Source organism: Streptomyces sp. NPDC017890 (genome assembly GCF_044328675.1).
In the GTDB taxonomy this organism is placed as follows: domain Bacteria; phylum Actinomycetota; class Actinomycetes; order Streptomycetales; family Streptomycetaceae; genus Streptomyces.
Window position 1 is genome coordinate 224,365 of sequence record NZ_JBIRHU010000011.1, and the last position, 25,009, is coordinate 249,373.

Annotated in this window: 26 protein-coding genes and 1 riboswitch; of the genes, 11 read left to right on the forward strand and 15 right to left on the reverse strand. The window is 72.7% G+C overall.

The features are described 5' to 3' along the window. The first annotated feature begins 63 nt into the window (after positions 1–63). Entirely contained in the window at positions 64–1,584 is a 1,521-nt protein-coding gene (locus tag ACH4F2_RS17040; RefSeq protein ID WP_398133493.1) for a phytoene desaturase family protein, read from the forward strand. 36 nt (positions 1,585–1,620) lie between these two features. Here ACH4F2_RS17040 and ACH4F2_RS17045 read toward each other — a convergent pair whose 3' ends face one another. The 6 genes from ACH4F2_RS17045 to ACH4F2_RS17070 all read right to left on the reverse strand — a co-directional run bounded on the left by ACH4F2_RS17045 (position 1,621) and on the right by ACH4F2_RS17070 (position 6,651). Beyond that, entirely contained in the window at positions 1,621–2,604 is a 984-nt protein-coding gene (locus ACH4F2_RS17045) for a hypothetical protein (protein WP_398133494.1), read from the reverse strand. A 56-nt stretch (positions 2,605–2,660) separates the two neighbouring features. Beyond that, a complete protein-coding gene (metF, locus tag ACH4F2_RS17050) occupies positions 2,661–3,584 on the reverse strand; it encodes a methylenetetrahydrofolate reductase [NAD(P)H] (RefSeq protein ID WP_398133495.1) in 924 nt (307 codons plus the stop codon). A gap of 148 nt (positions 3,585–3,732) precedes the next feature. Further along, the gene (gene thiE / locus ACH4F2_RS17055; protein ID WP_398133496.1) at positions 3,733–4,389 is read right to left on the reverse strand and encodes a thiamine phosphate synthase; all 657 of its coding nucleotides are present in this window, start codon (positions 4,387–4,389) and stop codon (positions 3,733–3,735) included. 104 nt (positions 4,390–4,493) lie between these two features. Beyond that, a complete protein-coding gene (locus ACH4F2_RS17060) occupies positions 4,494–4,859 on the reverse strand; it encodes an Rv2175c family DNA-binding protein (protein ID WP_055416498.1) in 366 nt (121 codons plus the stop codon). A 137-nt stretch (positions 4,860–4,996) separates the two neighbouring features. Next, entirely contained in the window at positions 4,997–6,268 is a 1,272-nt protein-coding gene (locus ACH4F2_RS17065) for an NAD(P)/FAD-dependent oxidoreductase (RefSeq protein WP_398133497.1), read from the reverse strand. Between the two features lie 32 nt (positions 6,269–6,300). Further along, a complete protein-coding gene (locus ACH4F2_RS17070; RefSeq protein ID WP_398133498.1) occupies positions 6,301–6,651 on the reverse strand; it encodes a hypothetical protein in 351 nt (116 codons plus the stop codon). 52 nt (positions 6,652–6,703) lie between these two features. Next, positions 6,704–6,815: riboswitch (TPP riboswitch) on the forward strand. Here ACH4F2_RS17070 and thiO point away from each other — a divergent pair. The 5 genes from thiO (at position 6,813) to ACH4F2_RS17095 (ending at position 12,152) form a co-directional block, all read left to right on the forward strand. Beyond that, positions 6,813–8,048 carry a glycine oxidase ThiO gene (gene thiO, locus ACH4F2_RS17075; RefSeq protein WP_398133499.1) on the forward strand — a complete coding sequence of 412 codons (1,236 nt, stop codon included), beginning with the start codon at positions 6,813–6,815 and terminating at the stop codon, positions 8,046–8,048. Its footprint overlaps the riboswitch before it by 3 nt. Then, on the forward strand, positions 8,045–8,245 hold the full coding sequence (thiS, locus tag ACH4F2_RS17080; RefSeq protein WP_398133500.1) for a sulfur carrier protein ThiS: 201 nt from the start codon (positions 8,045–8,047) through the stop codon (positions 8,243–8,245). The genes thiO and thiS overlap by 4 nt, the downstream gene beginning before the upstream one ends. Before the next feature lie 2 nt (positions 8,246–8,247). After that, on the forward strand, positions 8,248–9,045 hold the full coding sequence (locus tag ACH4F2_RS17085; RefSeq protein WP_398133501.1) for a thiazole synthase: 798 nt from the start codon (positions 8,248–8,250) through the stop codon (positions 9,043–9,045). Positions 9,046–9,193: 148 nt separating this feature from the next. Beyond that, positions 9,194–11,188: a Stk1 family PASTA domain-containing Ser/Thr kinase gene (pknB, locus tag ACH4F2_RS17090; RefSeq protein WP_398133502.1), complete on the forward strand. Its 1,995-nt coding sequence runs from the start codon at positions 9,194–9,196 to the stop codon at positions 11,186–11,188. A 67-nt stretch (positions 11,189–11,255) separates the two neighbouring features. Then, complete coding sequence (locus ACH4F2_RS17095; RefSeq protein ID WP_398133503.1) at positions 11,256–12,152, forward strand: deoxyribonuclease IV; 897 nt, start codon at positions 11,256–11,258, stop codon at positions 12,150–12,152. 16 nt (positions 12,153–12,168) lie between these two features. Here the strand turns inward: ACH4F2_RS17095 and ACH4F2_RS17100 are convergent, their stop codons facing one another. After that, the gene (locus tag ACH4F2_RS17100) at positions 12,169–12,816 is read right to left on the reverse strand and encodes a sulfite oxidase-like oxidoreductase (protein WP_398133504.1); all 648 of its coding nucleotides are present in this window, start codon (positions 12,814–12,816) and stop codon (positions 12,169–12,171) included. Positions 12,817–12,998: 182 nt separating this feature from the next. Here ACH4F2_RS17100 and bfr point away from each other — a divergent pair, with 182 nt between their 5' ends. Further along, complete coding sequence (gene bfr, locus ACH4F2_RS17105) at positions 12,999–13,502, forward strand: bacterioferritin (RefSeq protein ID WP_019327969.1); 504 nt, start codon at positions 12,999–13,001, stop codon at positions 13,500–13,502. Here bfr and ACH4F2_RS17110 read toward each other — a convergent pair whose 3' ends face one another. Next, entirely contained in the window at positions 13,503–13,736 is a 234-nt protein-coding gene (locus ACH4F2_RS17110) for a bacterioferritin-associated ferredoxin (protein WP_398133505.1), read from the reverse strand. Between the two features lie 184 nt (positions 13,737–13,920). Continuing rightward, the gene (locus tag ACH4F2_RS17115) at positions 13,921–15,273 is read right to left on the reverse strand and encodes a class II 3-deoxy-7-phosphoheptulonate synthase (protein WP_398133506.1); all 1,353 of its coding nucleotides are present in this window, start codon (positions 15,271–15,273) and stop codon (positions 13,921–13,923) included. Between the two features lie 104 nt (positions 15,274–15,377). Here ACH4F2_RS17115 and ACH4F2_RS17120 point away from each other — a divergent pair, with 104 nt between their 5' ends. Next, the gene (locus tag ACH4F2_RS17120) at positions 15,378–15,434 is read left to right on the forward strand and encodes a trp operon leader peptide (RefSeq protein ID WP_071528813.1); all 57 of its coding nucleotides are present in this window, start codon (positions 15,378–15,380) and stop codon (positions 15,432–15,434) included. A gap of 118 nt (positions 15,435–15,552) precedes the next feature. After that, complete coding sequence (locus ACH4F2_RS17125; RefSeq protein ID WP_398133507.1) at positions 15,553–17,454, forward strand: anthranilate synthase family protein; 1,902 nt, start codon at positions 15,553–15,555, stop codon at positions 17,452–17,454. Here ACH4F2_RS17125 and ACH4F2_RS17130 read toward each other — a convergent pair. The 5 genes from ACH4F2_RS17130 to ACH4F2_RS17150 form a co-directional block, all read right to left on the reverse strand. After that, entirely contained in the window at positions 17,406–18,401 is a 996-nt protein-coding gene (locus ACH4F2_RS17130) for a 2-hydroxyacid dehydrogenase (protein ID WP_398133508.1), read from the reverse strand. The two genes, ACH4F2_RS17125 and ACH4F2_RS17130, sit on opposite strands and share 49 nt — an antisense overlap. A gap of 108 nt (positions 18,402–18,509) precedes the next feature. Beyond that, a complete protein-coding gene (locus tag ACH4F2_RS17135; RefSeq protein WP_398133509.1) occupies positions 18,510–19,538 on the reverse strand; it encodes a 6-phosphofructokinase in 1,029 nt (342 codons plus the stop codon). A gap of 58 nt (positions 19,539–19,596) precedes the next feature. Further along, entirely contained in the window at positions 19,597–20,274 is a 678-nt protein-coding gene (locus ACH4F2_RS17140) for a response regulator (protein WP_398133510.1), read from the reverse strand. After that, a complete protein-coding gene (gene macS, locus ACH4F2_RS17145) occupies positions 20,271–21,509 on the reverse strand; it encodes a MacS family sensor histidine kinase (protein WP_398133511.1) in 1,239 nt (412 codons plus the stop codon). Before macS ends, ACH4F2_RS17140 begins: the two co-directional genes overlap by 4 nt. A 45-nt stretch (positions 21,510–21,554) precedes the next feature. Continuing rightward, positions 21,555–22,340 carry a lysophospholipid acyltransferase family protein gene (locus ACH4F2_RS17150; protein ID WP_398133512.1) on the reverse strand — a complete coding sequence of 262 codons (786 nt, stop codon included), beginning with the start codon at positions 22,338–22,340 and terminating at the stop codon, positions 21,555–21,557. Positions 22,341–22,576: 236 nt separating this feature from the next. On the opposite strand from ACH4F2_RS17150, the gene ACH4F2_RS17155 reads away from it, so the two are divergent. After that, entirely contained in the window at positions 22,577–23,380 is an 804-nt protein-coding gene (locus ACH4F2_RS17155; RefSeq protein WP_398133513.1) for an alpha/beta hydrolase, read from the forward strand. Next, positions 23,373–23,990 (forward strand): hypothetical protein, encoded by a 618-nt coding sequence (locus tag ACH4F2_RS17160; protein WP_398133514.1) that lies wholly within the window; start codon positions 23,373–23,375, stop codon positions 23,988–23,990. The genes ACH4F2_RS17155 and ACH4F2_RS17160 overlap by 8 nt, the downstream gene beginning before the upstream one ends. 21 nt (positions 23,991–24,011) lie before the next feature. Here ACH4F2_RS17160 and ACH4F2_RS17165 read toward each other — a convergent pair whose 3' ends face one another. Then, on the reverse strand, positions 24,012–24,788 hold the full coding sequence (locus ACH4F2_RS17165) for an endonuclease/exonuclease/phosphatase family protein (RefSeq protein ID WP_398133515.1): 777 nt from the start codon (positions 24,786–24,788) through the stop codon (positions 24,012–24,014). Positions 24,789–25,009 lie beyond the last annotated feature (221 nt).

Here is a 25,009-nt window from a genome sequence, read left to right on the forward strand (position 1 = left end):
CCGCAGGTGCGCGGCCCGGCCCCCGGACCCGGACTGTCGGTGGCGGCGGATAAAGTCCCTGGCATGGCACGGATTGCGGTGATCGGCGCCGGGATGGGCGCGATGGCGGCCGCCGCCCGGCTGGCCGTCGCAGGCCACCGGGTGGCGGTGTACGAACGGACCGGGACGTACGGGGGCGCCCTGGGCCGCTTCGAGCGGGCCGGTTTCTCCTTCGACACCGGTCCCGGTCTGCTGCCCCTGCCCGCGGTCTGGCGCGACCTGTTCGTCAAGACCGGCAAGGAGCCGCTGGAGGCGTGTGTCGAGCTGGTGCAGGTCGACCCGTCGTCACGGCACGTGTTCGCGGACGGCACGGAGGTCTCACTGCCGAACGCCTCGCGGGCGGGCGTCGTCGCCTCCCTGGACCGGGCGCTCGGCCCGGCCGCCGGGCAGCGCTGGGGCGACTTCCTGGTGCGAGCCCGGGAGACCTGGGACCGAACGCGCCGCCCGCTCCTCGAGGAGCCCTTGTGGCCGAACTGGACGGTGCTGGCCGAGCGCGAGCCCTATCCGGCGGTCCCGCACAAGCGGCTGTTGCGTACCCGCCGGGCCGGCACGCTCGCCGAGATCGGTGCCTGGGAGCTGCGGGACACCCGGCTCGCCGCCCTCCTGGAGAGCCACGCCCTCGGGTACGGCCTGGATCCCCGGACCGCCCCGGCGAACACCGCCGTGCTGCCGTACATGGAGTACGCCTTCGGTATGTGGTACGTGCGTGGCGGCGGTCTGCGGGAGCTGGCGCGGGCGGTGTACGAGCGGTGCCTGGCCCGCCGGGTCGAGTTCCACTTCGGCGCCGAGGTCGCGGCTGTCGTCGAGAAGGACGGCCGGGTGGCGGGCGTGGAGCTGGCCGAAGGCGGCGTCGCCGAGGCGGAGTTCGTGGTGGCCGGTGTGGCGCCCGATGTGCTGGACCGCCTCTGCGGGGGGTCGGCGGTGCGGGGGGACGGCGAGGTGCCGCCGCAGCGCGGCGGGGCGAGCCGGCTGACGGTGCTGCTGGCGCTGCGGGGCGGCCGTCCCGAGGGCACGGCGCACCGGACGGTGGTGCACGCGGAGGACCGGGAGGCCGAGCTGGACGGCCTGTTCGGCGCCGAGCCCGCGATGGCGGCGCGGCCGACCGTCACGGTCCTGCGCCCCGATGACCCGGGACTGGTCCCGGACGCGGACCACGAGGCGGTCACGCTCACCGCCGTGGTGCCCGCCCTGGGCGGCGGGGTGGACCGGGCTGCCGCCGATGTGTCCGCCCGCCACGCGGAGCACCTGATCGGCGTCGCCGAGCGTGCGGTACCGGATCTGCGCGACCGTCTTCTGTGGCACGAGGTACGCACCCCGGCCGATGTCGCGGCGGCGACCGGGGTGGCGGACGGCGCGATTCCGGTGCCGGCTCTGGCGGGGGCCGGCGGGCGCCTGCTGCACGCGGCGAACGGCACGCGTACGGGCGGGCTGTTCACGGCCGGCGGCTGGTCGCACCCGGGCGGGGGGCTGCCGCACGCTGGCATGTCGGGCGCGCTGGTCGCCGGACTCGTCGTGGAGGGGCCGGAGTTCCGGGGCTCCCAGTGAGCGGCCGGGACCGGTGACCCGGTCCCGGAGGCGTCGTCAGAAGCGGTACTGCTCGTCGTAACCCTGGCCCTGGGTCTGGCCCTGGGTCTGGCCGTTGCCCTGGTACGGATACGTCTGCTCCTGCGGGAGTTCGCCACCGTAGGGGTCGTCGGTGCTGCGCTGCTGCGGCACCCACACCCCGCCGGCCGGCGTCTCGCCGCCGTAGCCGCCGGGCGTGCCGGCGGCGTACTGGTCCTGCCCGTAGCCCTGCCGGCCGTACTGCTGCCCGCCGGTCGTGTCGTAGGAGCCGGTGTCGTACGAAGCCCCGCCGTAGGTGTGGGTGCCGATGTACGGGTCGGAGTAGGCGGCGTACTGCTGCTGGTCGCCGGTGTCGTAGCCGTACCCCTGCTGCTGCCCGTAGCCCGAGTAGTCGTAGGCGTAGGGCTGGTCGGTGCCCTGCGCGGCCGCGGCCGGTGCCTGCTGGTCGTGGCCGTATCCGGCGTCGGCGTACACACCGTACGAGCCGGTGTCGTCCGGCATGGGCTGCGGCGCGTAGACGGCGGTGGCCTCCGCGGCCGGGGGGTCGGCGGGGCGGGCCGGCGTGAAGACGTCGTCGCGGTCGTAGCCGTCGTGGCCGTACGGGAGGTCGTCCTGCCCCTGCGCGTGACCGCGCGTACGGTCGTCGTGGCCGTCCGGGCCGCCCTCGGCCGCTTCGAGGCCGGACACCTCCAGCGTCGGCTCCTTGCGGCCCCGTTCGGGACGGACCCGCTTGCCGACGAGACCCGCCGGGGCGTTGACCGCCCAGCCGGCCTCGAAGCCGCGGCGGAACGACAGCGTGACGTACGTCTGGCCGACCGCGAAGGCGGCCGCGCCCAGCCCGATGACGATGACGGACGGGATCAGGACACCGACCACGACACCGAGGAAGCCGCCGAAGGCGAGCAGTCGCCAGCGCAGCCGCGCCTTGTACTGCAGCAGCACTTCACCGAGCAGCCACAGCGCGACGCCCCCGAACGCGATGTAGAGGACCGTCCAGCCCATGTACGCCCCTCTCCCAGTGGCCGTTACGCAGTGTGTCGTAAGTACGTGCGACCGGTCTAGGCCCGCGGTGGGTGGTGCAGGCCCAGGTTCTCGTAGATTTCCAGGGTCGCCGTGGAGTTGTTCAGCGTGATGAAGTGCAGTCCGGGCACACCCTCGGCCAGCAGCCGCGCGCAGAACTCCGTGGCGAACTCGATGCCAATGGAGCGTACAGCGGTCGGATCGTCCTGTGCTCCGAGGATCCGCTCTTTCAGCTCGGCCGGGAACGAGGCGTTGCTGAGCTTCGGCAACCTCTCCAGCATCTTCACACTGGTCACCGGCATGACCTCGGGAATGACCGGGGTCTCGCAGCCGGCCGCGGCGACCCGGTCGCGCAGGCGCAGGTAGGACTCGGGCTGGAAGAACATCTGCGTGATCGCGTAGTCGGCGCCGGCCCGGCACTTGTCGACGAAGTGCGTCACGTCCGAGTCCCAGTCGGCGGAGCGCGGGTGCATCTCGGGGAAGGCCGCGACGCCGACACAGAAGTCGCCCGACTCCTTGATGAGCCGGACCAGTTCGGCGGCGTACGTCAGGCCCTGCGGGTGCGGGACCCAGTCGGCCGTGGGGTCGCCGGGCGGGTCGCCGCGCACGGCCAGCATGTTGCGGATGCCCGCGTCGGCGTACTGGCCGATGATGTTGCGCAGCTCGGCCACGGAGTGGTCGACGGCGGTGAGGTGGGCCACGGGGGTCAGCGTCGTGTCGGCGACGATCTGCTGGGTCTCCTTGACCGTCCCCGCGCGCGTGGAACCGCCGGCGCCGTAGGTCACGGAGACGAAGTCGGGCGCGACCGCCTCCACCCGCCGCAGAGCGCTCCACAGGTTCTTCTCGCCCTTGGCCGTCTTCGGCGCGGAGAACTCGAACGAGTACGTCGTCTTGCCGGACGCGAGCATGTCGCGCACGGTGCGTGCGCGATCAGTCCTGGTGGATGCGGTTCCGAGGGCCATACGGGCAGGTTAGCCAGGCGGGCGGCGGTCACCCAACCGGATGCGGGACATTTGTCCGCATTGTCGAGTTGTTGTCCACCCCTTGGACACACTCCTCCGACACATGCCTCCGGCACCCGCCAGTACCCGCCGGGGACGGGCCCCGGCCCTACGCCTGCCGCAGCCGCTTCGCGAACTCGGCGGCCGCCGCGCCCGGGTCGTCCGCCGCGGTGATCGCGCGGACGACGACGACGCGCCGGGCGCCCGCCGCCAGCACCTCGTCGAGGTTGCCGAGGTCGATGCCGCCGATGGCGAACCACGGGCGGTCGGTGCCCAGGGACGCCGTGTGGCGGACCAGGCCGAGTCCGGGTGCGTGGCGGCCTGGCTTGGTGGGGGTCGGCCAGCACGGGCCGGTGCAGAAGTAGTCCACGCCGTCCTGGACGGCGGCCGCTGCGGCCTCGGACTCGGCGTGCGTGGAGCGGCCGACGAGGACGTCGTCGCCGAGGATCGCCCGGGCGGCGGGCACCGGCAGGTCGCCCTGCCCGAGGTGCAGCACGTCGGCGCGGGCCGCGTGGGCGACATCCGCCCGGTCGTTCACCGCGAGGAGCTTGCCGTGGCGGGCGCAGGCGTCGGCGAAGACCTCGAGGTGCTCCAGCTCCTCCCCCGCCTCCATGCCCTTGTCCCGCAGCTGCACGATGTCGACGCCACCGGCCAGCACCGCGTCCAGGAACTCGGGCAGGTCGCCCTGGTCGCGGCGGGCGTCCGTGCACAGGTAGAGCCGGGCGTCGGCGAGCCGGGCGCGGGCGGTGGCGTCGGTGTCGGGCATACGGGTCCCCCAGGTTCGGTGGCGTGGGCCCGCGTGGGCCGCACGGCTGTTGCTCACGGGCCGCGGTGGCGCCGCGGCCCGTGCGTTGAACGGTGTGTGTCAGGTCAGACGGCGAGCGCCTGGGCGCGGCGCTTCACCTCCGTGCCGCGGTTCTCGCTCAGCGCCTGCGCGGGGGTGCCGGGCAGGGTCTCGTCGGGCGTGAAGAGCCACTCCAGCATCTCCTCGGCCGTGAAGCCGTCGTCCCGCAGCAGCGTCAGGGTCCCGACCAGGCCCTTGACGACCTTGTCCTCGTCGATGAAGGCCGCGGGAATGTGCAGCGCGCGGTTCTCACCGCGGCGTACGGCGATGAGCTGGCCTTCCTTGATCAGCTGGCGTACGCGGGTCACCTCGACGCCGAGCATCTCGGCGATGTCGGGGACGGTGAGCCAGGCAGGCACGAGAGCATCGATCTTTGCGTCAATCTCGGTCACGGCTCAAGCCTGCCATCTGGCACTGACAGTCGGAAGCCGGACCCGTCCGACCCGGGCCGGCGAACCGGACCGGAGAGCGCGCAACGGCCGGCGGGCCGGGCCGGTCGGAGTGCGGAAAACGGGTGAACGTGGGCGGACTACGCGGCCGCCGCCTTCAGCGGCCTGGCCGGATCGGCCAGCAGCCGCGGGTCCATCGTCGCGCCCGCCTGGATCAGGCGTCTGCCCTGGGCCAGGTCCCGGGGGCGGCCCACCGCCAGCAGGGCGACCAGGCGGTCCTCGCGCAGCCAGCAGACCGTCCAGGCGGGTCCCGAGGGGTCGCCGCGCCACAGAGTGGTGTCGGCGTCCGTGTGGTGACCGGCGTACTGGACGAAGCGGCCGAACTGCTCGGACCAGAAGTACGGCACCGGATCGTAGGCCGCCGGGGCCTCGCCGGTGGTGGCGCCGATGACGTTCTCGGCGACCGTGCGCGGGCCCTGGAGGGCGTTGTCCCAGTGGTGCACGAGCAGCCGCTCGCCGTAGCGGCCGGAGGGGAAGGAGGCGCAGTCGCCGACCGCGTAGACGTCCGGCATCGAGGTGCGCAGGCGGTCGTCGGCCAGAACCTCCCCGTGCGCGCCGAGGTCGACCCCGGAGCCGGCGAGCCACGTGGTGGCGGGCCGGGCGCCGATGCCTACGACGACCGCGCCGGCGGGCAGCCGCGAGCCGTCGTCGAGCACCACGTGGCCGGGCTCCCCCGGGCCGCCGGGCTCGACGCGTTCCACGCGCGCGTGCGTGCGCAGTACGGCGCCGGCGTCGGCGTACCAGGCCGCCATCGGCGCGGCGACCTCGTCGGGCAGCGCGTCGGCGAGGGGCCGTCCCGCGGCTTCCACGACGGTCACCGCGCAGCCCGCCTCGCGCGCGGCGGTGGCGAACTCGGCACCGATCCAGCCCGCGCCGACGACCACGATGTCGTGCTGCCGGGCGAGCACCGGGCGCAGCCGTTCGGCGTCGTCCAGGGTGCGCAGCAGGTGCACGCCGGGCACCCCCTCCGAGCCGGGCAGCCGGATCGGTTCGGCGCCGGTCGCGAGGACGAGGACGTCGTACGGCACGGGCCCCGCGGAGGTGTCGAGTACGTGCGCGCCTTGGCGGACGCCCAGGGCCTCGCAGCCGAGCCGCAGGGTGATGCCGAGGGCCTCGAAGTCGACGTCGAAGGCGGAGCCCTCGGCCGTGCCGAGCAGGACGGCCTTGGACAGCGGGGGGCGGTCGTACGGCTGGTGCGGCTCCGCGCCGATCAGTGTCACGGTGCCGGTGAAGCCCTGCTCCCGCAGGGCGACGGCGGTCTGCACCCCCGCCATGCCCGCGCCCACGACGACCACGCGGCGCTCCGCGTCCGCTTCCCGTTCCCGGGCCCGCTCCTGCGTCTGCTCGCTCACCTGATCACCATAGACACCTGGCGATCCGCCGGTCAGTGCCCGTGCGCGGTGACCTGCTCCACAACGCTGGTCCCGCTGCCCCGCTGCGACTCCCACTCCCAGGTCTCCTCCAGGCGCACGCGCCCGTCCGGCAGCTCGACGACGGTCGACACGCAGTGTCCCGACGACGTGGCGCCGTCGGTCTTGAGCTGCACGTAGCGGAAGTCGAGACGGTCGCCCTCCCGGCTGCCCACCAGGCGGCCGCGGACGACGTCGCCGCCCGCGTACTCGGCCCATACGGCGCCGTCCTGCTCGTGATAGGTGAACCGGGTGCGCGTGCCCACCTGGCCGGGCGCCTGGTCGGTGACAGGGGCGAGAACGAGACCGTCGAGTGAACGCGCCACGGGTGGAGGCTCCCTTACGAGTGCGATGGGCTGCGGGCTAGGGTGGCCAACGTAAAGCACTCGCGGGAGCCCGGACGCACCGGGCTGAGAGGGAGGCTGGCGGCCTCCGACCGTACGAACCTGATCCGGGTCATGCCGGCGAAGGGAGGGGCTGGACGCCCATGTCGTCACCACCGACTTCCGCTTCCGCTGCCAGATCGGCCGCACCGGCCGCGACGGCCTCGCCACCGTCGCGTACGCCGGACGTCCTCGTCGTCGGCGGTGGGATCATCGGCCTGGTCACGGCCTGGCGGGCCGCGCAGCGCGGGCTCGTCACGGCCCTCGTCGACCCCGAACCGGGCGGCGGGGCGGCCCAGGTGGCGGCCGGGATGCTGGCCGCCGTCACGGAACTGCACTACGGCGAGCAGACGCTGCTCGCCCTGAACCTCGCCTCCGCCCGCCGCTACCCGGAGTTCGCCGCCGAGCTGACCGACCTCACCGGCCACGACCTCGGTTACCGCAGGTGCGGCACCCTCGCCGTCGCACTGGACGCCGACGACCGTGCCCACCTGCGGGAACTGCACGCGCTCCAGCAGCGCTCGGGCCTGGAGTCCGAATGGCTGTCGGGGCGCGAGTGCCGACGCCTGGAGCCGATGCTCGCGCCGGGTGTGCGCGGCGGGCTGCGGGTGGACGGCGACCATCAGATCGACCCCCGATGCCTCGCCGGGGCACTCGTGGCCGCCTGCGAACGCACGGGCGTCGTCTTCCACCGGGTGTGGGCCGACCGGCTCACCGTCGGGGGCGGCGGCGAGCGGGTCACGGGGATCGTCACGGCCGACGGCACGGCCCTGGAGGCCGGGCAGGTGGTCCTGGCCGGCGGCAGCCTGAGCGGACGGCTGACGGGCGTGCCGGAGGCCCTGCTGCCGCCGGTGCGGCCCGTGAAGGGGCAGGTGCTGCGGCTGGCGATGCCGCGGACGCACGGGCCGCTGCTGAGCCGGACGGTGCGTGCCGTGGTCCGCGGCAACCCGCTCTACCTGGTGCCCCGGGAGAGCGGCGAGCTGGTCGTCGGCGCCACCAGCGAGGAACTGGGCTGGGACACGACGGTCACCGCGGGCGGCGTCTACGAGCTGCTGCGCGACGCCCACGAGCTGGTCCCCGGCATCACCGAGCTGCCCCTGACGGAGACCCGGGCGGGTCTGCGCCCCTGCTCCCCGGACAACGCCCCGCTGCTCGGCCCGACCGGGCTGGACGGCCTGCTGCTGGCCACCGGGCACTACCGCAACGGCGTCCTGCTCACCCCGGTCACCGGCGACGTCATGGCGGACGCCCTGACCACCGGGGAACTGCCGGCCGAGGCCCGCCCCTTCACCCCGCGGCGCTTCGACGCCGCCCCCGCACTCTCGGAGCAGCCCGCATGAACATCTCCGTCAACGGCGAGCCCCGCGAGGTGGCTCCCGGTACGGCCCTGGACGCCCTGGTGGGTGCGCTCACCGCGGCGCCGTCCGGAGTGGCCGCCGCCCTCAACGAAACCGTCGTCCCGCGCGCGCGGTGGTCCGTCACCGCGCTGGCCGACGGCGACCGCGTCGAAGTCCTCACCGCCGTCCAAGGAGGCTGACCATGGCCGACGATCCCTTTGTCCTCGGCGGTACGGCGTACGGGTCCCGCCTGATCATGGGTACCGGCGGGGCGCCCAGCCTCGACGTGCTGGAGCGCGCGCTGGTGGCGTCCGGGACGGAGCTGACGACCGTCGCGATGCGGCGCGTGAACGCCTCCGTACACGGGTCCGTGCTGTCGGTGCTGGAGAAGCTCGGCATCCGGGTGCTGCCGAACACGGCCGGCTGCTTCACCGCCGGGGAGGCCGTCCTCACCGCGCGACTCGCGCGCGAGGCCCTCGGCACCGACCTGGTCAAGCTGGAGGTCATCGCCGACGAGCGCACCCTGCTGCCGGACCCGATCGAGCTGCTGGACGCGGCGGAGACACTGGTCGACGACGGGTTCACGGTGCTGCCGTACACGAACGACGACCCGGTCCTCGCGCGGAAGCTGGAGGACGTCGGGTGCTCGGCGATCATGCCGCTCGGCTCGCCGATCGGGTCGGGGCTCGGCATCCGCAACCCGCACAACTTCGAGCTGATCGTGGAGCACGCGCGCGTGCCGGTGATTCTGGACGCGGGGGCCGGTACGGCGTCGGACGTGGCGCTGGCGATGGAACTGGGCTGTGCGGGTGTGATGCTCGCCTCGGCGGTGACGCGGGCGCAGGAGCCGGTCCTCATGGCGGAGGGGATGCGGTTCGCCGTGGAGGCGGGGAGGCTGGCCCGGCGGGCCGGGCGGATCCCGCGGCGGCACTTCGCCGAGGCGTCGTCTCCCGCGGAGGGGCTGGCGGTTCTCGATCCGGAGCGGCCCGCTTTTCGGTAGTGCCGCGCTGTCGTGCCGTTCGTGCGGGTCCACGCCGTCGGTGGCCGGCCGCGCAGGGGCGTAAGAAGCGTCACAGGTCCGCTGCAGTACCGCCCCCGGCCGTCGGCGGCGGCGCCGGGTGTCCGTGGTGGCTCGTAGACTCACCTGCGTGGACACGACCCTTCAGGACCCTCTCGTCGGGCAGATGCTCGACGGCCGGTACCGCGTCGAGGCGCGGATCGCGGTCGGCGGGATGGCCACGGTCTACCGGGCCGTGGACACCCGCCTGGACCGCGTGCTCGCGCTGAAGGTGATGCACCCGACGCTCGCGGCCGACGCCACCTTCGTGGAGCGGTTCATCCGCGAGGCGAAGTCGGTGGCCCGCCTCGACCACCCCAACGTCGTGCAGGTGTTCGACCAAGGGGCCGAGGGAGCGTACGTCTACCTGGCCATGGAGTACGTCGCCGGCTGCACCCTGCGCGACGTGCTGCGCGAGCGCGGGGCGCTCCGGCCGCGGGCCGCGCTGGACATCCTGGAGCCGGTGCTGGCCGCGCTCGGCGCCGCGCACCGGGCCGGGTTCGTGCACCGGGACATGAAGCCGGAGAACGTCCTGATAGGGGACGACGGCCGGGTCAAGGTCGCCGACTTCGGCCTGGTCCGGGCCGTCGACACGGTCACCAGCACCACCGGAGCCGTCCTCGGCACCGTCTCCTACCTGGCGCCCGAGCAGATCGAGCACGGCGCCGCCGATCCGAGGGTCGACGTGTACGCGTGCGGCGTGATGCTGCACGAGATGCTCACCGGTGCCAAGCCGCACGACGGGGACTCCCCCGCCCAGGTGCTCTACAAGCATCTGCACGAGGACGTGCCGCCGCCGTCGGCCGCCGTGCCGGGGATGGCTTACGAGCTGGACGAGCTGGTCGCCTCGGCGACCGCCCGCAACCCGCAGATCCGTCCGCACGACGCCGTGGCCCTGCTCTCGCAGACCCGTCAGGCGCGCGGGACACTGAGCACGGACCAGCTGGACGCGGTGCCGCCGCAGGCGCTCGCCGCGGAGCACGACAACGCCGAGGACCGCACGAGCGTCATCCCGCGCGCGCTGACCTCCCCCGCGCTCGGCTTCGCTCGCCCGGGGGGACCCCCGTCCCGGCCACTGCCCGTCAACGAGGACGAGGGCGCGGGCGACGGCACGGCTGACGGGTTCCCCGCTGACGGGGTCGACCGCACCAGCCGCCTGGCCGCTCCCCCGCCGGTCCCGCCCCGGCGGCGCCGGCCGGAGCTGCGGCGCGGCCCGCTGGCGATCGTCGTGGCCGTACTGCTGGTGCTCGGCGTCGGCACGGGCGTCTGGTACATCAACTCCGGCCAGTTCACCAAGGTGCCGCCGCTGCTGTCCAAGACCGAGGCGCAGGCCCGGGACCGGCTGGACGACGCCGGTCTGGACGCCGGCAAGGTCCGGCACGCCTACAGCGACACCGTGGAGCGCGGCAAGGTCATGAGTACCGACCCCGGGGTCGGCACCCGTATCCGCAAGAACGACTCCGTGTCGTTCACGATCTCCGACGGTCCCGACACCGTGAAGCTGCCGGACGTGCAGGGCTACAAGCTGGACCGGGCGCGGACGCTGCTGAAGGACGAGGGGCTGGAGCCGGGCATGGTGACCCGGGCGTTCAGCGAGGACGTGCCCCAGGGCTTCGTGATCTCCACGAAGCCGGCGACGGGCACCACGGTGCGCTCGGGCTCGGCGGTCGCGCTGGTCGTCAGCAAGGGCAGCCCGGTCGACGTCCCGGACGTCGCCGGCGACGACCTGGCCGACGCCAGGGCCGAGCTGACGGAGGCCGGTCTGAAGGTGAGGGTCGCCACCGAGCAGGTGAACTCCGAGCACGACAGGGGCCAGGTCGCCCGGCAGACGCCGGCCCCGGGCAGCCGGGCCGCCAAGGGCGACACGGTCACGCTCACGGTGTCCAAGGGCCCCGAGATGATCGAGGTCCCGGACGTGGTCGGCGACAGCGTGGACGACGCCAAGCGGAAGCTGAAGGACGCGGGCTTCCAGGTGGACGAGGACCGCGGTCTGCTCGGGCTGTTCGGCGACACCGTGAAGGACCAGTCCGTGGACGGCGGGAACACGGCTCCCAAGGGGTCCTCCGTCACGATCACTATCAGGTGACCACCGGCACGTCGGGGGGCCCGTCCGGCGCGTACGACCACGCGTGAGCGCATGACACCCTGGATGGGTGAACAGTCAACAGTCCGCCCACTCCCGCACCAGCGCGCTCCCCCGCAACCCCGTCGGCGGTCACGTCCCCGTGGCCGGCGGCCTGCACTCCGTGGGCCTGTCCTACGCCCGTGAGCTGAAGGCGGAGGCCGTGCAGGTCTTCGTCGCCAACCCGCGCGGCTGGGCCACACCGGCCGGCAACCCGAAGCAGGACGAGGCGTTCCGGGAGGCCTGTGCGGCCGGGTCGGTCCCGGCGTACGTGCACGCGCCCTACCTGATCAACTTCGGTTCGCACACCGAGGCGACGGTGGAGCGGTCGGTCGAGTCGCTGCGGCACTCGCTGCGGCGCGGGCGGGCGATCGGGGCGCTCGGCGTGGTCGTGCACACCGGCAGCGCGACCGGCGGCCGGGACCGGGCGGTGGCGTTGAAGCAGGTACGGGAGTACATGCTGCCGCTGCTCGACGAGCTCACCCACGACGACGACCCGTACCTGCTCCTGGAGTCGACCGCCGGCCAGGGTGCCTCCCTGTGCTCGCGGACCTGGGACTTCGGGCCGTACTTCGAGGCACTGGACGCCCACCCGAAGCTCGGTGTGTGCCTGGACACGTGCCACATCTTCGCGGCGGGGCACGACCTGACCGGCCCGTCGGGCATGCATCAGACGCTGGACCTGCTGGTGGACACGGTCGGCGAGGGCCGGCTGAGGCTGATCCACGCCAACGACTCCAAGGACGTGGCGGGGGCGCACAAGGACAGGCACGAGAACATCGGCGCCGGTCACATCGGCGAGGACCCGTTCCGGGCCTTGATGACCCACCCCGCGACCGAGGGGGTGCCGCTGGTCATCGAGACGCCGGGCGGCAAGGAGGGGCACGCTGCGGACGTGGAGCGGCTGAAGAAACTGCGCGACGGCTGACCCCCGCGGGCTCCGGTCAGAGCTCGGGGCCGTCCCCGGGCTCCTCCTGGTAGGAGTAGCGCTGCTCCCGCCACGGGTCGCCGATGTTGTGGTAGCCGCGCTCCTCCCAGAAGCCGCGGCGGTCGGCGGTCATGTACTCGATGCCGCGGACCCATTTCGGGCCCTTCCAGGCGTACAGGTGCGGAACGACCAGCCGGAGCGGGAACCCGTGCTCGGCGGTGAGCAGTTCGCCGTCCTTGTGGGTGGCGAAGAGGGTGCGCTCGGCGGCGAAGTCGGACAGCCGCAGGTTGGAGCTGAACCCGTACTCGGCCCACACCATCACATGGGTGACGGCGGGCGCGGGCGGGGCGAGCTCCAGGATCGTGGCGGCCGGGACGCCGCCCCACTCGGAGCCGAGCATGCTGAACTTCGTGACGCAGTGCAGGTCGGCGACGACCGTGGTGTACGGCAGGGCCGTGAACTCCTCGTGGGTCCAGCCGCGCTTCTCACCGTCGGCGGTGGTGCCGAAGACCCGGAACTCCCAGCGCTCGGGGCGGAACCTGGGCACGGGCCCGTAGTGCGTGACCGGCCAGCCGCGCTGCTGCCGCTGCCCCGGTGGGAGCTCGAACCGCGACGCTCCTTCCGAACCGCCTTCTCCCGATTCGTGTCCCACCGGCTGACCCATGCCTCCATCCTGACAGACCCGGACCGATGCCCCCGACCCGCCCTGTTTACATTCGGGCAAACAGGAACAAATTTAACTAAGCCTGTACTTACTTACTAAGTCGAGACTTACTGGACGATCTCCGGTGCCGGTGCAATCATGCGGCGCAACACGCAAGTTCCCGTTCGAAGGAGCGTCAAGCGATGCAGGGCGACCCCGAGGTCATCGAGTTCCTCAATGAGCAGCTGACCGCCGAGCTCACGGCGATCAACCAGTACTTCCTGCACGCCAAGCTGCAGGACCACAAGGGCTGGACCAAGCTCGCGAAGTACACGCGTGCGGAGTCCTTCGACGAGATGCGCCACGCCGAGGTGCTCACCGACCGCATCCTGCTCCTGGACGGCCTGCCGAACTACCAGCGGCTCTTCCACGTGCGGGTCGGCCAGAGCGTGACCGAGATGTTCCAGGCCGACCGGGAGATCGAGGTCGAGGCGATCGACCGGCTGCGCCGGGGCGTCGAGGTGATGCGGGCCAAGAACGACATCACCTCGGCCAACGTCTTCGAGGCGATCCTCGCCGACGAGGAGCACCACATCGACTACCTGGACACCCAGCTGGAGCTGATCGAGAAGCTGGGCGAGTCGCTCTACCTGTCGACGGTCATCGAGCAGTCCCAGCCGGACGCGTCGGGTCCCGGCTCGCTCTAGCTAGGCCGCGTCCGGGAGCTCCGCGAGGACCGGTCCACCTTGGTCGGCCAGCTGCCGGCGGGGGCAGGCGCCGCGGCCGAGCAGCGCCTGGATGCGACGTACGCAGCCGCCGCAGTCGGTGCCCGCCTTGCAGGCCGACGCGATCTGCCGGGGAGTGCAGGCACCCGCTTCCGCGTGGCTCCTCACCTGTTCCTCGGTGACACCGAAGCAGCTGCAGACGAACACGCGGTTCACCTCCCGGGCGGGGTACAAGGTCGTGCCGTACCGACGACCGGAAGGGCCCGACTGATCGGTGAGGCAAACCTAACCTTACCCATCGGGCAGGGGCGGCAAAAGCGGAAGGGGCGTGGATCGTATGTGACCCGCGCCCCATTCCTGGCACCTGCCGCCCGTCCGACGCCGTCGGACGGGCGCGCCGTCACTGGTCCCGGTACATCTCCGCCACCAGGAACGCCAGGTCGAGCGACTGGCTGCGGTTCAGCCGCGGGTCGCAGGCCGTCTCGTAGCGCTGGTGCAGGTCGTCGACGAAGATCTCGTCGCCGCCGCCCACGCACTCGGTGACGTCGTCACCGGTCAGCTCCACGTGGATGCCGCCCGGGTGGGTACCCAGCGACTTGTGGACCTCGAAGAAGCCCTTGACCTCGTCGAGCACGTCGTCGAAGCGGCGGGTCTTGTGGCCGGAGGCCGCCTCGTAGGTGTTGCCGTGCATCGGGTCGGTGATCCAGGCGACGGTCGCGCCGGACGCGGTGACCTTCTCGACCAGCTCGGGGAGCTTGTCGCGGATCTTGTCCGCGCCCATGCGGACGATGAAGGTCAGCCGGCCGGGCTCGCGCTCGGGGTCCAGGCGCTCGATGTACTGCAGCGCCTCCTCGGCCGTGGTGGACGGGCCGAGCTTGATGCCGATCGGGTTGCGGATCCGCGAGGCGAACTCGATGTGCGCGTGGTCCAGCTGCCGGGTGCGCTCACCGATCCACACCATGTGCCCGGACACGTCGTACAGCTGCCCGGTGCGCGAGTCGACGCGGGTGAGCGCCGACTCGTAGTCGAGCAGCAGCGCCTCGTGCGAGGAGAAGAACTCGACCGTCTGGAACTCGGCCGGGTCCGTCCCGCAGGCCCGCATGAAGTTCAGCGCGTTGTCGATCTCCCGGGCGAGCTGCTCGTAGCGCTGCCCCGACGGCGAGGACTTCACGAAGTCCTGGTTCCAGGCGTGCACCTGGCGCAGGTCCGCGTAGCCACCGGTGGTGAAGGCGCGCACCAGGTTCAGCGTGGACGCCGACGCGTGGTACATGCGCTTGAGCCGCTCGGGGTCCGGGATCCGGGCCTCTTCGGTGAAGTCGAAGCCGTTGACGGAGTCGCCGCGGTAGGTCGGCAGCGTCACGCCGTCGCGGGTCTCGGTCGGCTTGGAGCGCGGCTTGGAGTACTGGCCGGCGATCCGGCCGACCTTCACGACCGGCACGGAGGCGGCGTACGTGAGGACGGCGCCCATCTGGAGCAGCGTCTTCAGCTTGTTTCGGATGTGGTCGGCGGACACGGCGTCGAAGGCCTCGGCGCAGTCGCCGCCCTGGAGGAGGAACGCCTCTCCCTTGGCGACGGACGCCATCCGGGCGCGCAGCTGGTCGCACTCGCCCGCGAAGACGAGCGGCGGATACGACTCGAGGTCCGCGATCACTGCGCGCAGAGCCTCGGTGTCGGGGTACTCGGGCTGCTGCGCCGCGGGCAGGTCTCGCCAGGTGTTGCCAGCGCTCGCGCTGGTCTTAGCGTTCACGGTCACGGCCCCAACAGTACGGGGTCGGCTCGCGGCTGCCGCCCCTTGCCCAGGGAATGAGACGCGCCGAACGCCTTGCGGACAGGCCGCGGTGGGGTACGCTGCGCCGTATGTTCGCGCACTCGACCCAGAACTGGTGGTGGACCGCTCATCCGGCGGCCCACTGACTGCGCGTACGCAAGACTTCGCGAAGGCCGCCCGAGGGGCGGCCTTCGGTGTTTTCGCGACCGGGGGCCGTTCCTCCCACCGAGAGTCTCGACGAGAGACCGAGAGGGACACGGACCCATGACACCGATCGCCCCCAGGACACCGCTCGACGGCCTTGTGGCCGACCCCCGCCCGTTCGCCCTGCTCCGCCGCCGCACCCCGGGCCGTGATCACGACACCGTGGAACTGCTGCTCGGCCCGGTGACGGAGCACGACAGACTCGCCGGCCTGCCCGACGAGGGGCTGGCGCTCGTCCCCTTCCGGCAGATCCGCGAGCGCGGCTTCGACGTCCGCGACGACGGCACCCCGCTGCTGGTGCTGACCCCCGAGGAGCAGTACGACATCCCGCTCGCCGAGGCTCTCGACGGGCTCCCCGCGCACGACGTCCGCGTCGAGGGCGGCGGCTTCGACGTCGGTGACGAGGAGTACGCGGAGATCGTCGGGCGCGTGCTGGACGAGGAGATCGGGGGCGGCGAGGGCGCCAACTTCGTGATCCGGCGGACGTACGAGGGGCGGATCGACGGGTTCGGGCGGGCAGACGCGCTGGCGCTGTTCCGGCGGCTGCTGGAGGGCGAGCGGGGCGCGTACTGGACCTTCGTCGTGCACACCGGGGACCGGACGCTGGTCGGGGCCAGCCCCGAGGTGCATGTGCGGATGTCCGGCGGCACGGTCGTCATGAACCCGATCAGCGGGACGTACCGATATCCCGCCGAGGGGCCGACCCCCGAGCACCTGCTCCGCTTCCTCGCCGACGGCAAGGAGATCGAGGAGCTGTCGATGGTGGTCGACGAGGAGCTCAAGATGATGTGCACCGTCGGCGACATGGGCGGCGTGGTCGTCGGGCCTCGGCTGAAGGAGATGGCACACCTCGCGCACACCGAGTACGAGCTGCGCGGCCGTTCCTCGCTGGATGTGCGGGAGGTGCTGAAGGAGACCATGTTCGCGGCGACGGTCACCGGGTCGCCGGTGCAGAACGCCTGCCGGGTCATCGAGCGGCACGAGGTCGGGGGACGCGGCTACTACGCGGGCGCGCTGGCACTGCTCGGGCGGGATTCGGGCGGCGCCCAGACCCTCGACTCCCCCATCCTCATCCGCACCGCCGACATCGACGCCGCCGGACGGCTGCGGGTGCCGGTCGGCGCCACGCTGGTGCGGGGCTCGGACCCGGCGGGCGAGGTGGCGGAGACCCACGCCAAGGCGGCCGGGGTGCTGGCGGCGCTGGGCGTACGTCCGTCCCGGCCCCGCGCGGAGGCCGGGCGGCCGAAGCTGGCCGACGACCCGGGGGTGCGGGCGGCGCTGGACGGACGCCGGGCCTCACTGGCGCCGTTCTGGCTGCGGATGCAGGAGCCGTCGGACGCGCTGGAGGGCCATGCCCTGGTCGTCGACGCGGAGGACACCTTCACGGCGATGCTCGGGCACGTGCTGCGCTCGTCGGGGCTCACCGTGAGCGTGCGGCGGTACGACGAGGAGGGGCTGCGCGAGGCGGTGCTGGGGCACGAGGGCCCGGTGGTGCTGGGGCCGGGCCCCGGTGACCCGTCCGACCCGGCCGATCCCAAGATGCGCTTCCTGCGTTCCCTGACCGCCGAGGTGATCCGGGAGCACCGGCACGGTGTCCTCGGGGTCTGCCTCGGGCACGAGCTGATCGCGGCGGAGCTGGGGCTGGACATCGTCCGCAAGGAGGTGCCGTACCAGGGGGCGCAGACGGAGATCGACCTGTTCGGTCGGCGGGAGACCGTCGGCTTCTACAACAGCTTCACCGCGCGCTGCGACGACGAGACGGCCGGTGAGCTGGCCGCCCACGGCGTCGAGGTGAGCCGCTCGGCGGGCGGCGAGGTGCACGCGCTGCGCGGCGAGGGCTTCGCGGGGGTGCAGTTCCACCCCGAGTCGGTGCTGACGCTGAACGGCGCGGCGATCGTGCGGGAGCTGGCCGGTCAGCTGCGCGGTACGAGCACGTTCTCCGAGCGGCGGCCCTCGATGTAGTCGAGGACGTTGCGTGCCGTGGCGTCGACGATCTGACCGACGGCGTCCTCGGTGTAGTAGGCCTGGTGCGAGGTCACCAGGACGTTCGGGAAGGTGACGAGGCGGGCCAGGGTGTCGTCGGCGATGGCCTCCAGGGACTTGTCGAGGTAGAACAGGCCCGCCTCCGCCTCGTACACGTCCAGGCCGACACCGGTGAAGCGCCCCGCGCGCAGCTCACCGACGAGCGCGGTGGTGTCGACCAGGCCCCCGCGGCTGGAGTTGACCAGGATGGCGTCGTCCCGCATCGCCTTCAGGGCGGCCGCGTCGATCAGGTGCCGGGTCTCGGGCATCAGCGGGACGTGCAGGGTGACCAGGTCGGACTGGGCGAGCAGCTCGTCCTTGGGGACGTAGCGCATGCCGAGTTCCATGCAGGCGGGGTTCTCGGCGACGTCCCAGCCGAGCAGCCGCATGCCGAAGCCGTGGGCGATCCGGGCGAAGGCCTCACCGATCTTGCCGGTGCCGATCACACCGGCGGTGCGGCCGTGCATGTCCCGGCCCATCAGGCCGTGCAGGCGGAAGTCGAAGTCGCGGGTGCGGGTGGCGGCGCGGACGATCCGGCGGTTGACGGCCATGGCGAGGGTCCAGGCGAACTCGGCGACCGAATGGGGCGAGTAGTACGACACCCGGGCGATGGTCAGGCCGAGCCGCTCGGCCGTGTCCAGGTCGATGTTGTTGAAGCCGGTGGAGCGCTGGGCCACCATCCGGGTGCCGCCGGCCGCGAGGATCTCCAGGACGCCGGCGCCCAGGTCGGCGTTGACGGAGGTGGAGACGATCTCGTGGCCGGCCGCGATGGGGGCGGTGTCCTCGTTGAGGAAGACGTCGAGGCAGCGGACCTCGTCGTGGCCCTGGAAGGCCTGCTCGATCAAGGGCTTCTCGTCGGCCTGGACGCCGAAGGCCAGGATTTCCATGACCGCTCCCGTTCTGCTGGGCTCCGGGGGCCGAATATACGGCTCGACGCCCGCGGGCGCCGAGTCAGCGGTCAGTGGTCAGCGGTCAGCGGGTCAGCGGGTCAGCGGTCAGCCGAAGAACACCCCGGCCTCCTCGTACAGCTTCGGGTCGACCGTCTTCAGCCTGGCCGTCGCGTCGGCGATGGGGACGCGGACGATGTCCGTGCCACGCAGGGCGACCATCTTGCCGAAGTCGCCGTCGCGGACGCAGTCGACGGCGTGCAGGCCGAAGCGGGTCGCCAGCCAGCGGTCGAAGGCGCTGGGGGTGCCGCCGCGCTGGACGTGGCCGAGGACGGTGGTCCGGGCCTCCTTGCCGGTGCGTTTCTCGATCTCCTTCGCCAGCCACTCGCCCACTCCGGACAGCCGGACGTGCCCGTAGGAGTCCAGCGACTGGTCCTTGAGCACCATGTCGCCGTCCCTGGGCACGGCCCCCTCGGCGACGACCACGATCGGGGCGTACGACGCCCGGAACCGGGACGTCACCCAGTCACACACCTGCTCGGTGTCGAAGCGCTGCTCGGGGATGAGGATGACGTTGGCGCCGCCGGCCAGGCCGGAGTGGAGCGCGATCCAGCCGGCGTGCCGGCCCATGACCTCCACGACCAGCACGCGCATGTGGGACTCGGCGGTGGTGTGCAGCCGGTCGATGGCCTCGGTGGCGATACCGACGGCCGTGTCGAAGCCGAAGGTGTAGTCGGTGGCGGACAGGTCGTTGTCGATCGTCTTCGGCACGCCGACGCACGGCACGCCGTACTCGTCCGCGAGGCGGGTGGCGACGCCCAGGGTGTCCTCGCCGCCGATGGTGATCAGCGCCTCGACACCGAGCCCCGCGAGGTTCTCCTTGATACGCCGGATGCCGTCCTGGTGCTGGAGCGGGTTGGTGCGCGAGGAGCCGAGGATGGTGCCGCCGCGGGGCAGGATGCCGCGGACGGCCGGGATGTCGAGGCGGACGGTGTCGCCTTCCAGGGGGCCGCGCCAGCCGTCCCGGAAGCCGGTGAAGTCGTAGCCGTACTCCTGTACGCCCTTGCGGACGACGGCACGGATGACGGCGTTGAGCCCGGGGCAGTCGCCGCCTCCGGTCAGTACTCCGACCTTCATCGCGTAATCCCCTTGCCACGGTGGGTGGTTCAGGCCACCGCCACTGTCCCGCGCGGGGTCACGCCTCGTCCAGACCCCGTTCGATCGCGTACCGCACCAGTTCCACGCGGTTGTGCAGCTGAAGCTTGCCCAGGGTGTTCTGGACGTGGTTCTGCACGGTGCGGTGGGAGATGACGAGGCGTTCGGCGATCTGCTTGTAGCTGAGGCCCTTGGCGACCAGGCGCAGCACCTCGGTCTCTCGGTCGGTGAGCCGGGGCGCCCCGGGCTCGCCGGTCTCCGCGGCGGGCGCCGGTTCGGAGGCGAGACGTCGGTACTCGCCGAGGACCAGGCCGGCCAGCCCGGGGGTGAAGACCGGGTCGCCGAGGGCCGTGCGGCGCACCGCGTCCTGCAACTCCTCGGTGGAGGCCGACTTCAGCAGGTATCCGGTCGCGCCGGACTTCACCGCCTCCAGCACGTCGGCGTGCTCCCCGCTCGCGGAGAGCACGAGGACGCGCAGCTTCGGGTCGGCGCCGACGACCTCCTTGCAGACCTGGACGCCGGGCTTGCCGGGCAGGTTGAGGTCGAGCACGAGGACGTCGGGCGCGACGGCCCGGGCGCGGCGCACGGCCTGGTCGCCGTCACCGGCGGTGGCGACCACGTCGAATCCGGACTCGGCGAGGTCACGGGCGACGGCGTCGCGCCACATCGGGTGGTCGTCGACCACCATGACCCTGATCGGTTCCTGTCGTTCGGTCATCGGTCCGCTGCCTTCCCCCGTACGGTGGTGGTGCCGGTCTTCTTCGGTGCCTTCAGCTCGACCTCCGTGCCCTGGCCGGGCACCGAGATCAGCTCGGCCGTGCCGCCGAGGTCGCGCAGCCGGCCCCGGATCGACAGGGCCACGCCGAGCCGCCCCTCGCCCTCGGCCTCGGCGAGCCGCCCCTCCGGGATGCCGGGCCCTTCGTCGCGGACGGTGACGATCACCTCGTCCGGCTCGTCCTCGACCAGGATCCACGCGCGCGCGTCCTCACCGACGTGCCGGCGTACGTTGTCCAGGGCGGCGCCCACGGCGGCCGCGAGCTCCCGGGCCGCGAGGGGGGTCAGCAGGACCGGCGCGCCGGGCTCGGCGAGGTTCACGAGGGAGCCGGCGTACGGGGCCAGCAGGGCGCGCAGGTCCACGGGACCGTCCGGGCCGTCCGGCTCCGGTTCCTCCACGGCCCGCACGACCGCGCCCTCGGCGGTGTCCTCCGACACGCGGGAGACGGGCACCAGTCCGCCGGAGACCAGGGTGCGCAGCGCCACCTCCTGCTCACCGGCCATCCTGCCCAGTTCGGCCGCCTCACCGCCGATGACGGCGCCGCGCCGCTGCACCATCGCCAGCACCTGGAGCACGCTGTCGTGGATGTCCCGGGCCAGCCGCTCCCGTTCCCTGGTCGCCGCCTCGATCTCCAGGGCGCGGGCGAGGGTGCGCTCGGAGGCGCGGGCGACCTCGACGACGTAGCCGATGGCGATGGAGGCGACCCAGACGAGGATGACGTTGTGGACGGTGTCGCGGGCGGCGTGGCCGCGCTCGACCAGGTTGGCGACGGCGACGAGGGTGGAGGCGACGGCCGCCCAGCGCCAGCCGCCCTTGATGGCGAAGGCCAGGACGGAGCCTGCCGTCCATATCGACGGCAGGGTCGGACCGCCGTCCATGACCCGCTCGGGCGCGTCGGCGAACGGCGTGAGCAGGATGCCGGTCAGCGCGATGGTGAGGTCGGCGGTGAGGAAGCGCTTGGTGCAGCTCGCCGCGCCCGCGACCTTGGGCAGGGTGGCCAGGGTCCAGACGAAGAGGACGGCGTAGTAGGCGACGGCGAGCCAGGGGCGGGCGAAGCCGGAGTAGGCGGTGATGAAGAAGCCGATCGCGTACAGCATGGTGAGCACGCGGTAGCCGGCGAGCGCGCGCCACAGCGGCTGCTCGACCGACATCCTCATGACTCTCTCGCGCCTGGCCATGTCCCCCGCCCCCCGGCCCGTACGTTCTTCCGCCCTGCCCGGCCGCTACCGGTCGTCGGACCGGTCCTGCTCGGCCGCCGCCTTCTCCTTGGCGGCCTGTTCCCGCTCCGCCTGCGCGAGCGCGGCCTTCGCCGCCTTGCCCGCTTCCTTCTCGGCCTTCGCCGCGTCCGCGAGCTGCCGCTTCATGGCGGTCGCGTACATGTCGACGTACTCCTGGCCGGAGAGCTTCATGATCTCGTACATGACCTCGTCGGTCACCGCGCGGAGCACGAAGCGGTCGTGCTCCATGCCCTGGTAGCGGGTGAAGTCGAGGGGTCGGCCGATGCGGATGCCGGGCCGCATCAGCTTCGGCATCACCTTGCCGGGCGGCTGGATCTTCTCGGTGTCGATCATGGCGACCGGGATGACGGGCGCGCCGGTGGCGAGCGCCACGCGCGCGAGGCCGCCCGGCTTGCCGCGGTAGAGGCGGCCGTCCGGGGAGCGCGTGCCCTCGGGGTAGATGCCGAACAGCTCGCCGCGCTCCAGGACCTCTATGCCGCTCTTGATGGCGGCCTCGCCGGCGCCGCGTGCCCCGGAGCGGTCCACGGGCAGCTGGCCGACCCCTTTGAAGAAGGCCGCGGTCAGCCGGCCCTTGACCCCGGGCGTGTTGAAGTACTCGGCCTTGGCGATGAAGGTCACCTTGCGGTCGAGGACGGCAGGCAGGAAGAACGAGTCGGAGAACGACAGGTGGTTGCTCGCCAGAATGGCGGGGCCGTCGGCCGGAATGTGCTCCAGGCCGTCCACCCAGGGCCGGAAGGCGAGCTTCAGCGAACCTCCGACGGTGACCTTCATCGCGCCGTACAACAACCGAGTGCCTCCCGTGTCTGTGGGTCAGACCTTATCCCGGGGCACCGTCAATGGCCCCGACGGCCCTGGTCGGTGTCAGTGCGGTCGCGTACGGTGAAGTACCCGCGAGTGCCGCACCCGCGACCGCCACCCCTGCATGTACCGCACCGCATGTACCGCACCCGCATGTACCGCACCCGACGTGCCGGCTGTGCCGGCCCTCGACGACAGGAGACCGAGACGTGCCGGTCCTGCCCGGAGCCGAGCCGTTCCGCCACGAGGGCGGTGAAACCGGCGTCCTCCTCTGTCACGGGTTCACCGGTTCCCCGCAGTCACTGCGCCCCTGGGCCCGGTACCTCGCCGCGCGCGATCTGACCGTCGCGCTGCCGCTGCTGCCCGGGCACGGCACGCGCTGGCAGGACATGCAGGTCACCGGTTGGCAGGACTGGTACGCGGAGGTGGACCGCGAGCTGCGCGCCCTGCGGGAGCGCTGCGCGCGCGTCTTCGTGGCCGGCCTGTCCATGGGCGGCGCGCTGGCGCTGCGGCTCGCGGCCAGGCACGGGGACGCGGTGTCGGGCGTCGTGGTCGTCAACCCGGCGAACCGGATGCACGGCGTGGCCCAGCACGCCCTTCCGGTCCTGCGCCACCTGCTGCCGGCGACGAAGGGCATCGCCAGCGACATCGCCAAGCCGCTCAGCACGGAGCTGGGGTACGACAGGGTGCCGCTGCACGCGGCGCACTCGTTGCGTACGTTCTTCCGCCTCGCCGACGGCGACCTGCCGCAGGTGACCCAGCCGCTGCTGTTGCTGCGCAGTCCGCAGGACCACGTGGTACCGCCGGCCGACTCGGCCCGCGTCCTCGGCCGGGTGTCCTCGACGGACGTGACGGAGGTCCTGTTGGAACAGAGCTACCACGTGGCGACGTTGGACCACGACGCGGACCGGATCTTCGCGCAGAGCGTCGCGTTCATCGGCCGGCTCGCGCCCGGTTCCGTCAGGGAGCCGGAGCCCGGTCTCGGCAAGGAAGGGACGGCCCCAGGTGGCTGAGCACGACTCCGATCGCGAGGACCGCGAGGAGCGGGACCTGGAGCGGGAGCACCGCGAGGGACGGGAGGGCGCGGCGGGCCGCGAGCCCGACGAGCAGGGCGTGCCCCTCGACGAGGACGCCGTCTGGGCCGCGATCGTCGCCGGGTACGGGGACGAGCCGCCGGACCCGCCGGGCGCGAAGCCGTTCAAGTCGGTGGAGGACCTGGCGCTTCTGGAGCCGGAGACCAACGACGACGGGCCCGAGGCGGACCGGCCGGCCTCGGCCCGGCCGCTGGGGGGATCCGTGGCGTTCGCCCCCGGTGTCGGTCCGCGCGACCACACCCTGGCCGAGCCCTCGGACGACGACGACCCGGACGACGGCGAGGGCCACTTCGTACCGCCCGAGCCTCCGCCGCTGCCCGAGGGTGACACCACCGCGAAGTTCGCCTGGCTGGGCGTGCTCGGCGGCCCGGTGCTGCTCCTGCTGGCGGTGCTGCTCGGCTGGGACATGAGCTGGTGGCTGGCGACCGCGAGCGTCGGCGGCTTCCTCGGCGGCTTCGCCACCCTGGTCATGCGGATGCGGACGGGCGACGAGGACGACGACGACCCGGGGCGGGGCGCGGTGGTCTAGGCGTACCGACCCGCGGGGCTGTCAGACGGACCGGTCCGTGGACGACGCGGGTACGCGGAGGGCGGTCAGGACCGGAAGGTGGTCGGTGGCCGCCCTCAGGTCGTCCTCGGCCACTCCGGGAAGGCCCACCGGCACCCCGCAGCCCAGTACCTCGACGCCCTCCGTGACGAAGACCGCGTCGATGCGCCGGTCGGGGGCGGGCGGGGAGAAGGTGTACTCGCCGCCCCAGGGCGCGGCGGTCCAGCAGTCCCGCAGGCCGTCGCCGAGCCGCCGGAAGGTACGGCCGCCGGGGCTCTCGTTCAGGTCGCCGCCCGCCACCGCGTGCGTCACGCCGAGACGGGCGAGCCGGTCGAGGAGCATGCCCGCCTGCTCGTACCGCTCGTCCTGCCACAGCGACAGGTGACAGCTCAGGACGCCGAGGCGGGCCCCGCCGATGCGGACCACGGCGGTCGCGAAGCCGCGGCGGTGCCGGCCGGGGGTGAGCGGGAGCAGCACGTCCTCGGTGCGCTCGACGGTGGCGCGCAGTGAGCACAGGAGTGCGGGCCCGGCGGCGGTGCCGCCCCCGGAGAGGAGTACCAGCCCGGAGGCGGCGGCGAGCCGGGTGAGCTTCTTGCGCCAGCGGAAGAACCGGGGCGCCTCCTGCACGAGGACCAGGTCGGGGGCGCATGCGGCGATGACTCGGGCGAGGGCGTCGGTGTCGTCGCGCATGGAGCGGATGTTGTAGCTGAGGACCCGGATGACGGCGGAACCGTCGGGTTCGGTACGGGAGTTGGGGAGCGGTTGGAGCGACGTTGACATGGGGGCCAATCTACGCCGCGACCGGGTGCCGGGGCGCCTGACGGCCCGGGCGCGCGGTCGAACGTGACAGCCTGTTCGCGCGTGGCCTGTCGCGCGTGGCCTGTCGCGCGTGGCCTGTCGCGCGTGGCCTGTCGCGCGTGGCCTGTCGCGGGGGGGGGGGGGGGGGGGGGGGGGGGGGCGGGCGCCCCCCCCCCCCCCCCCCCCCGCGCCCCAACAACAAG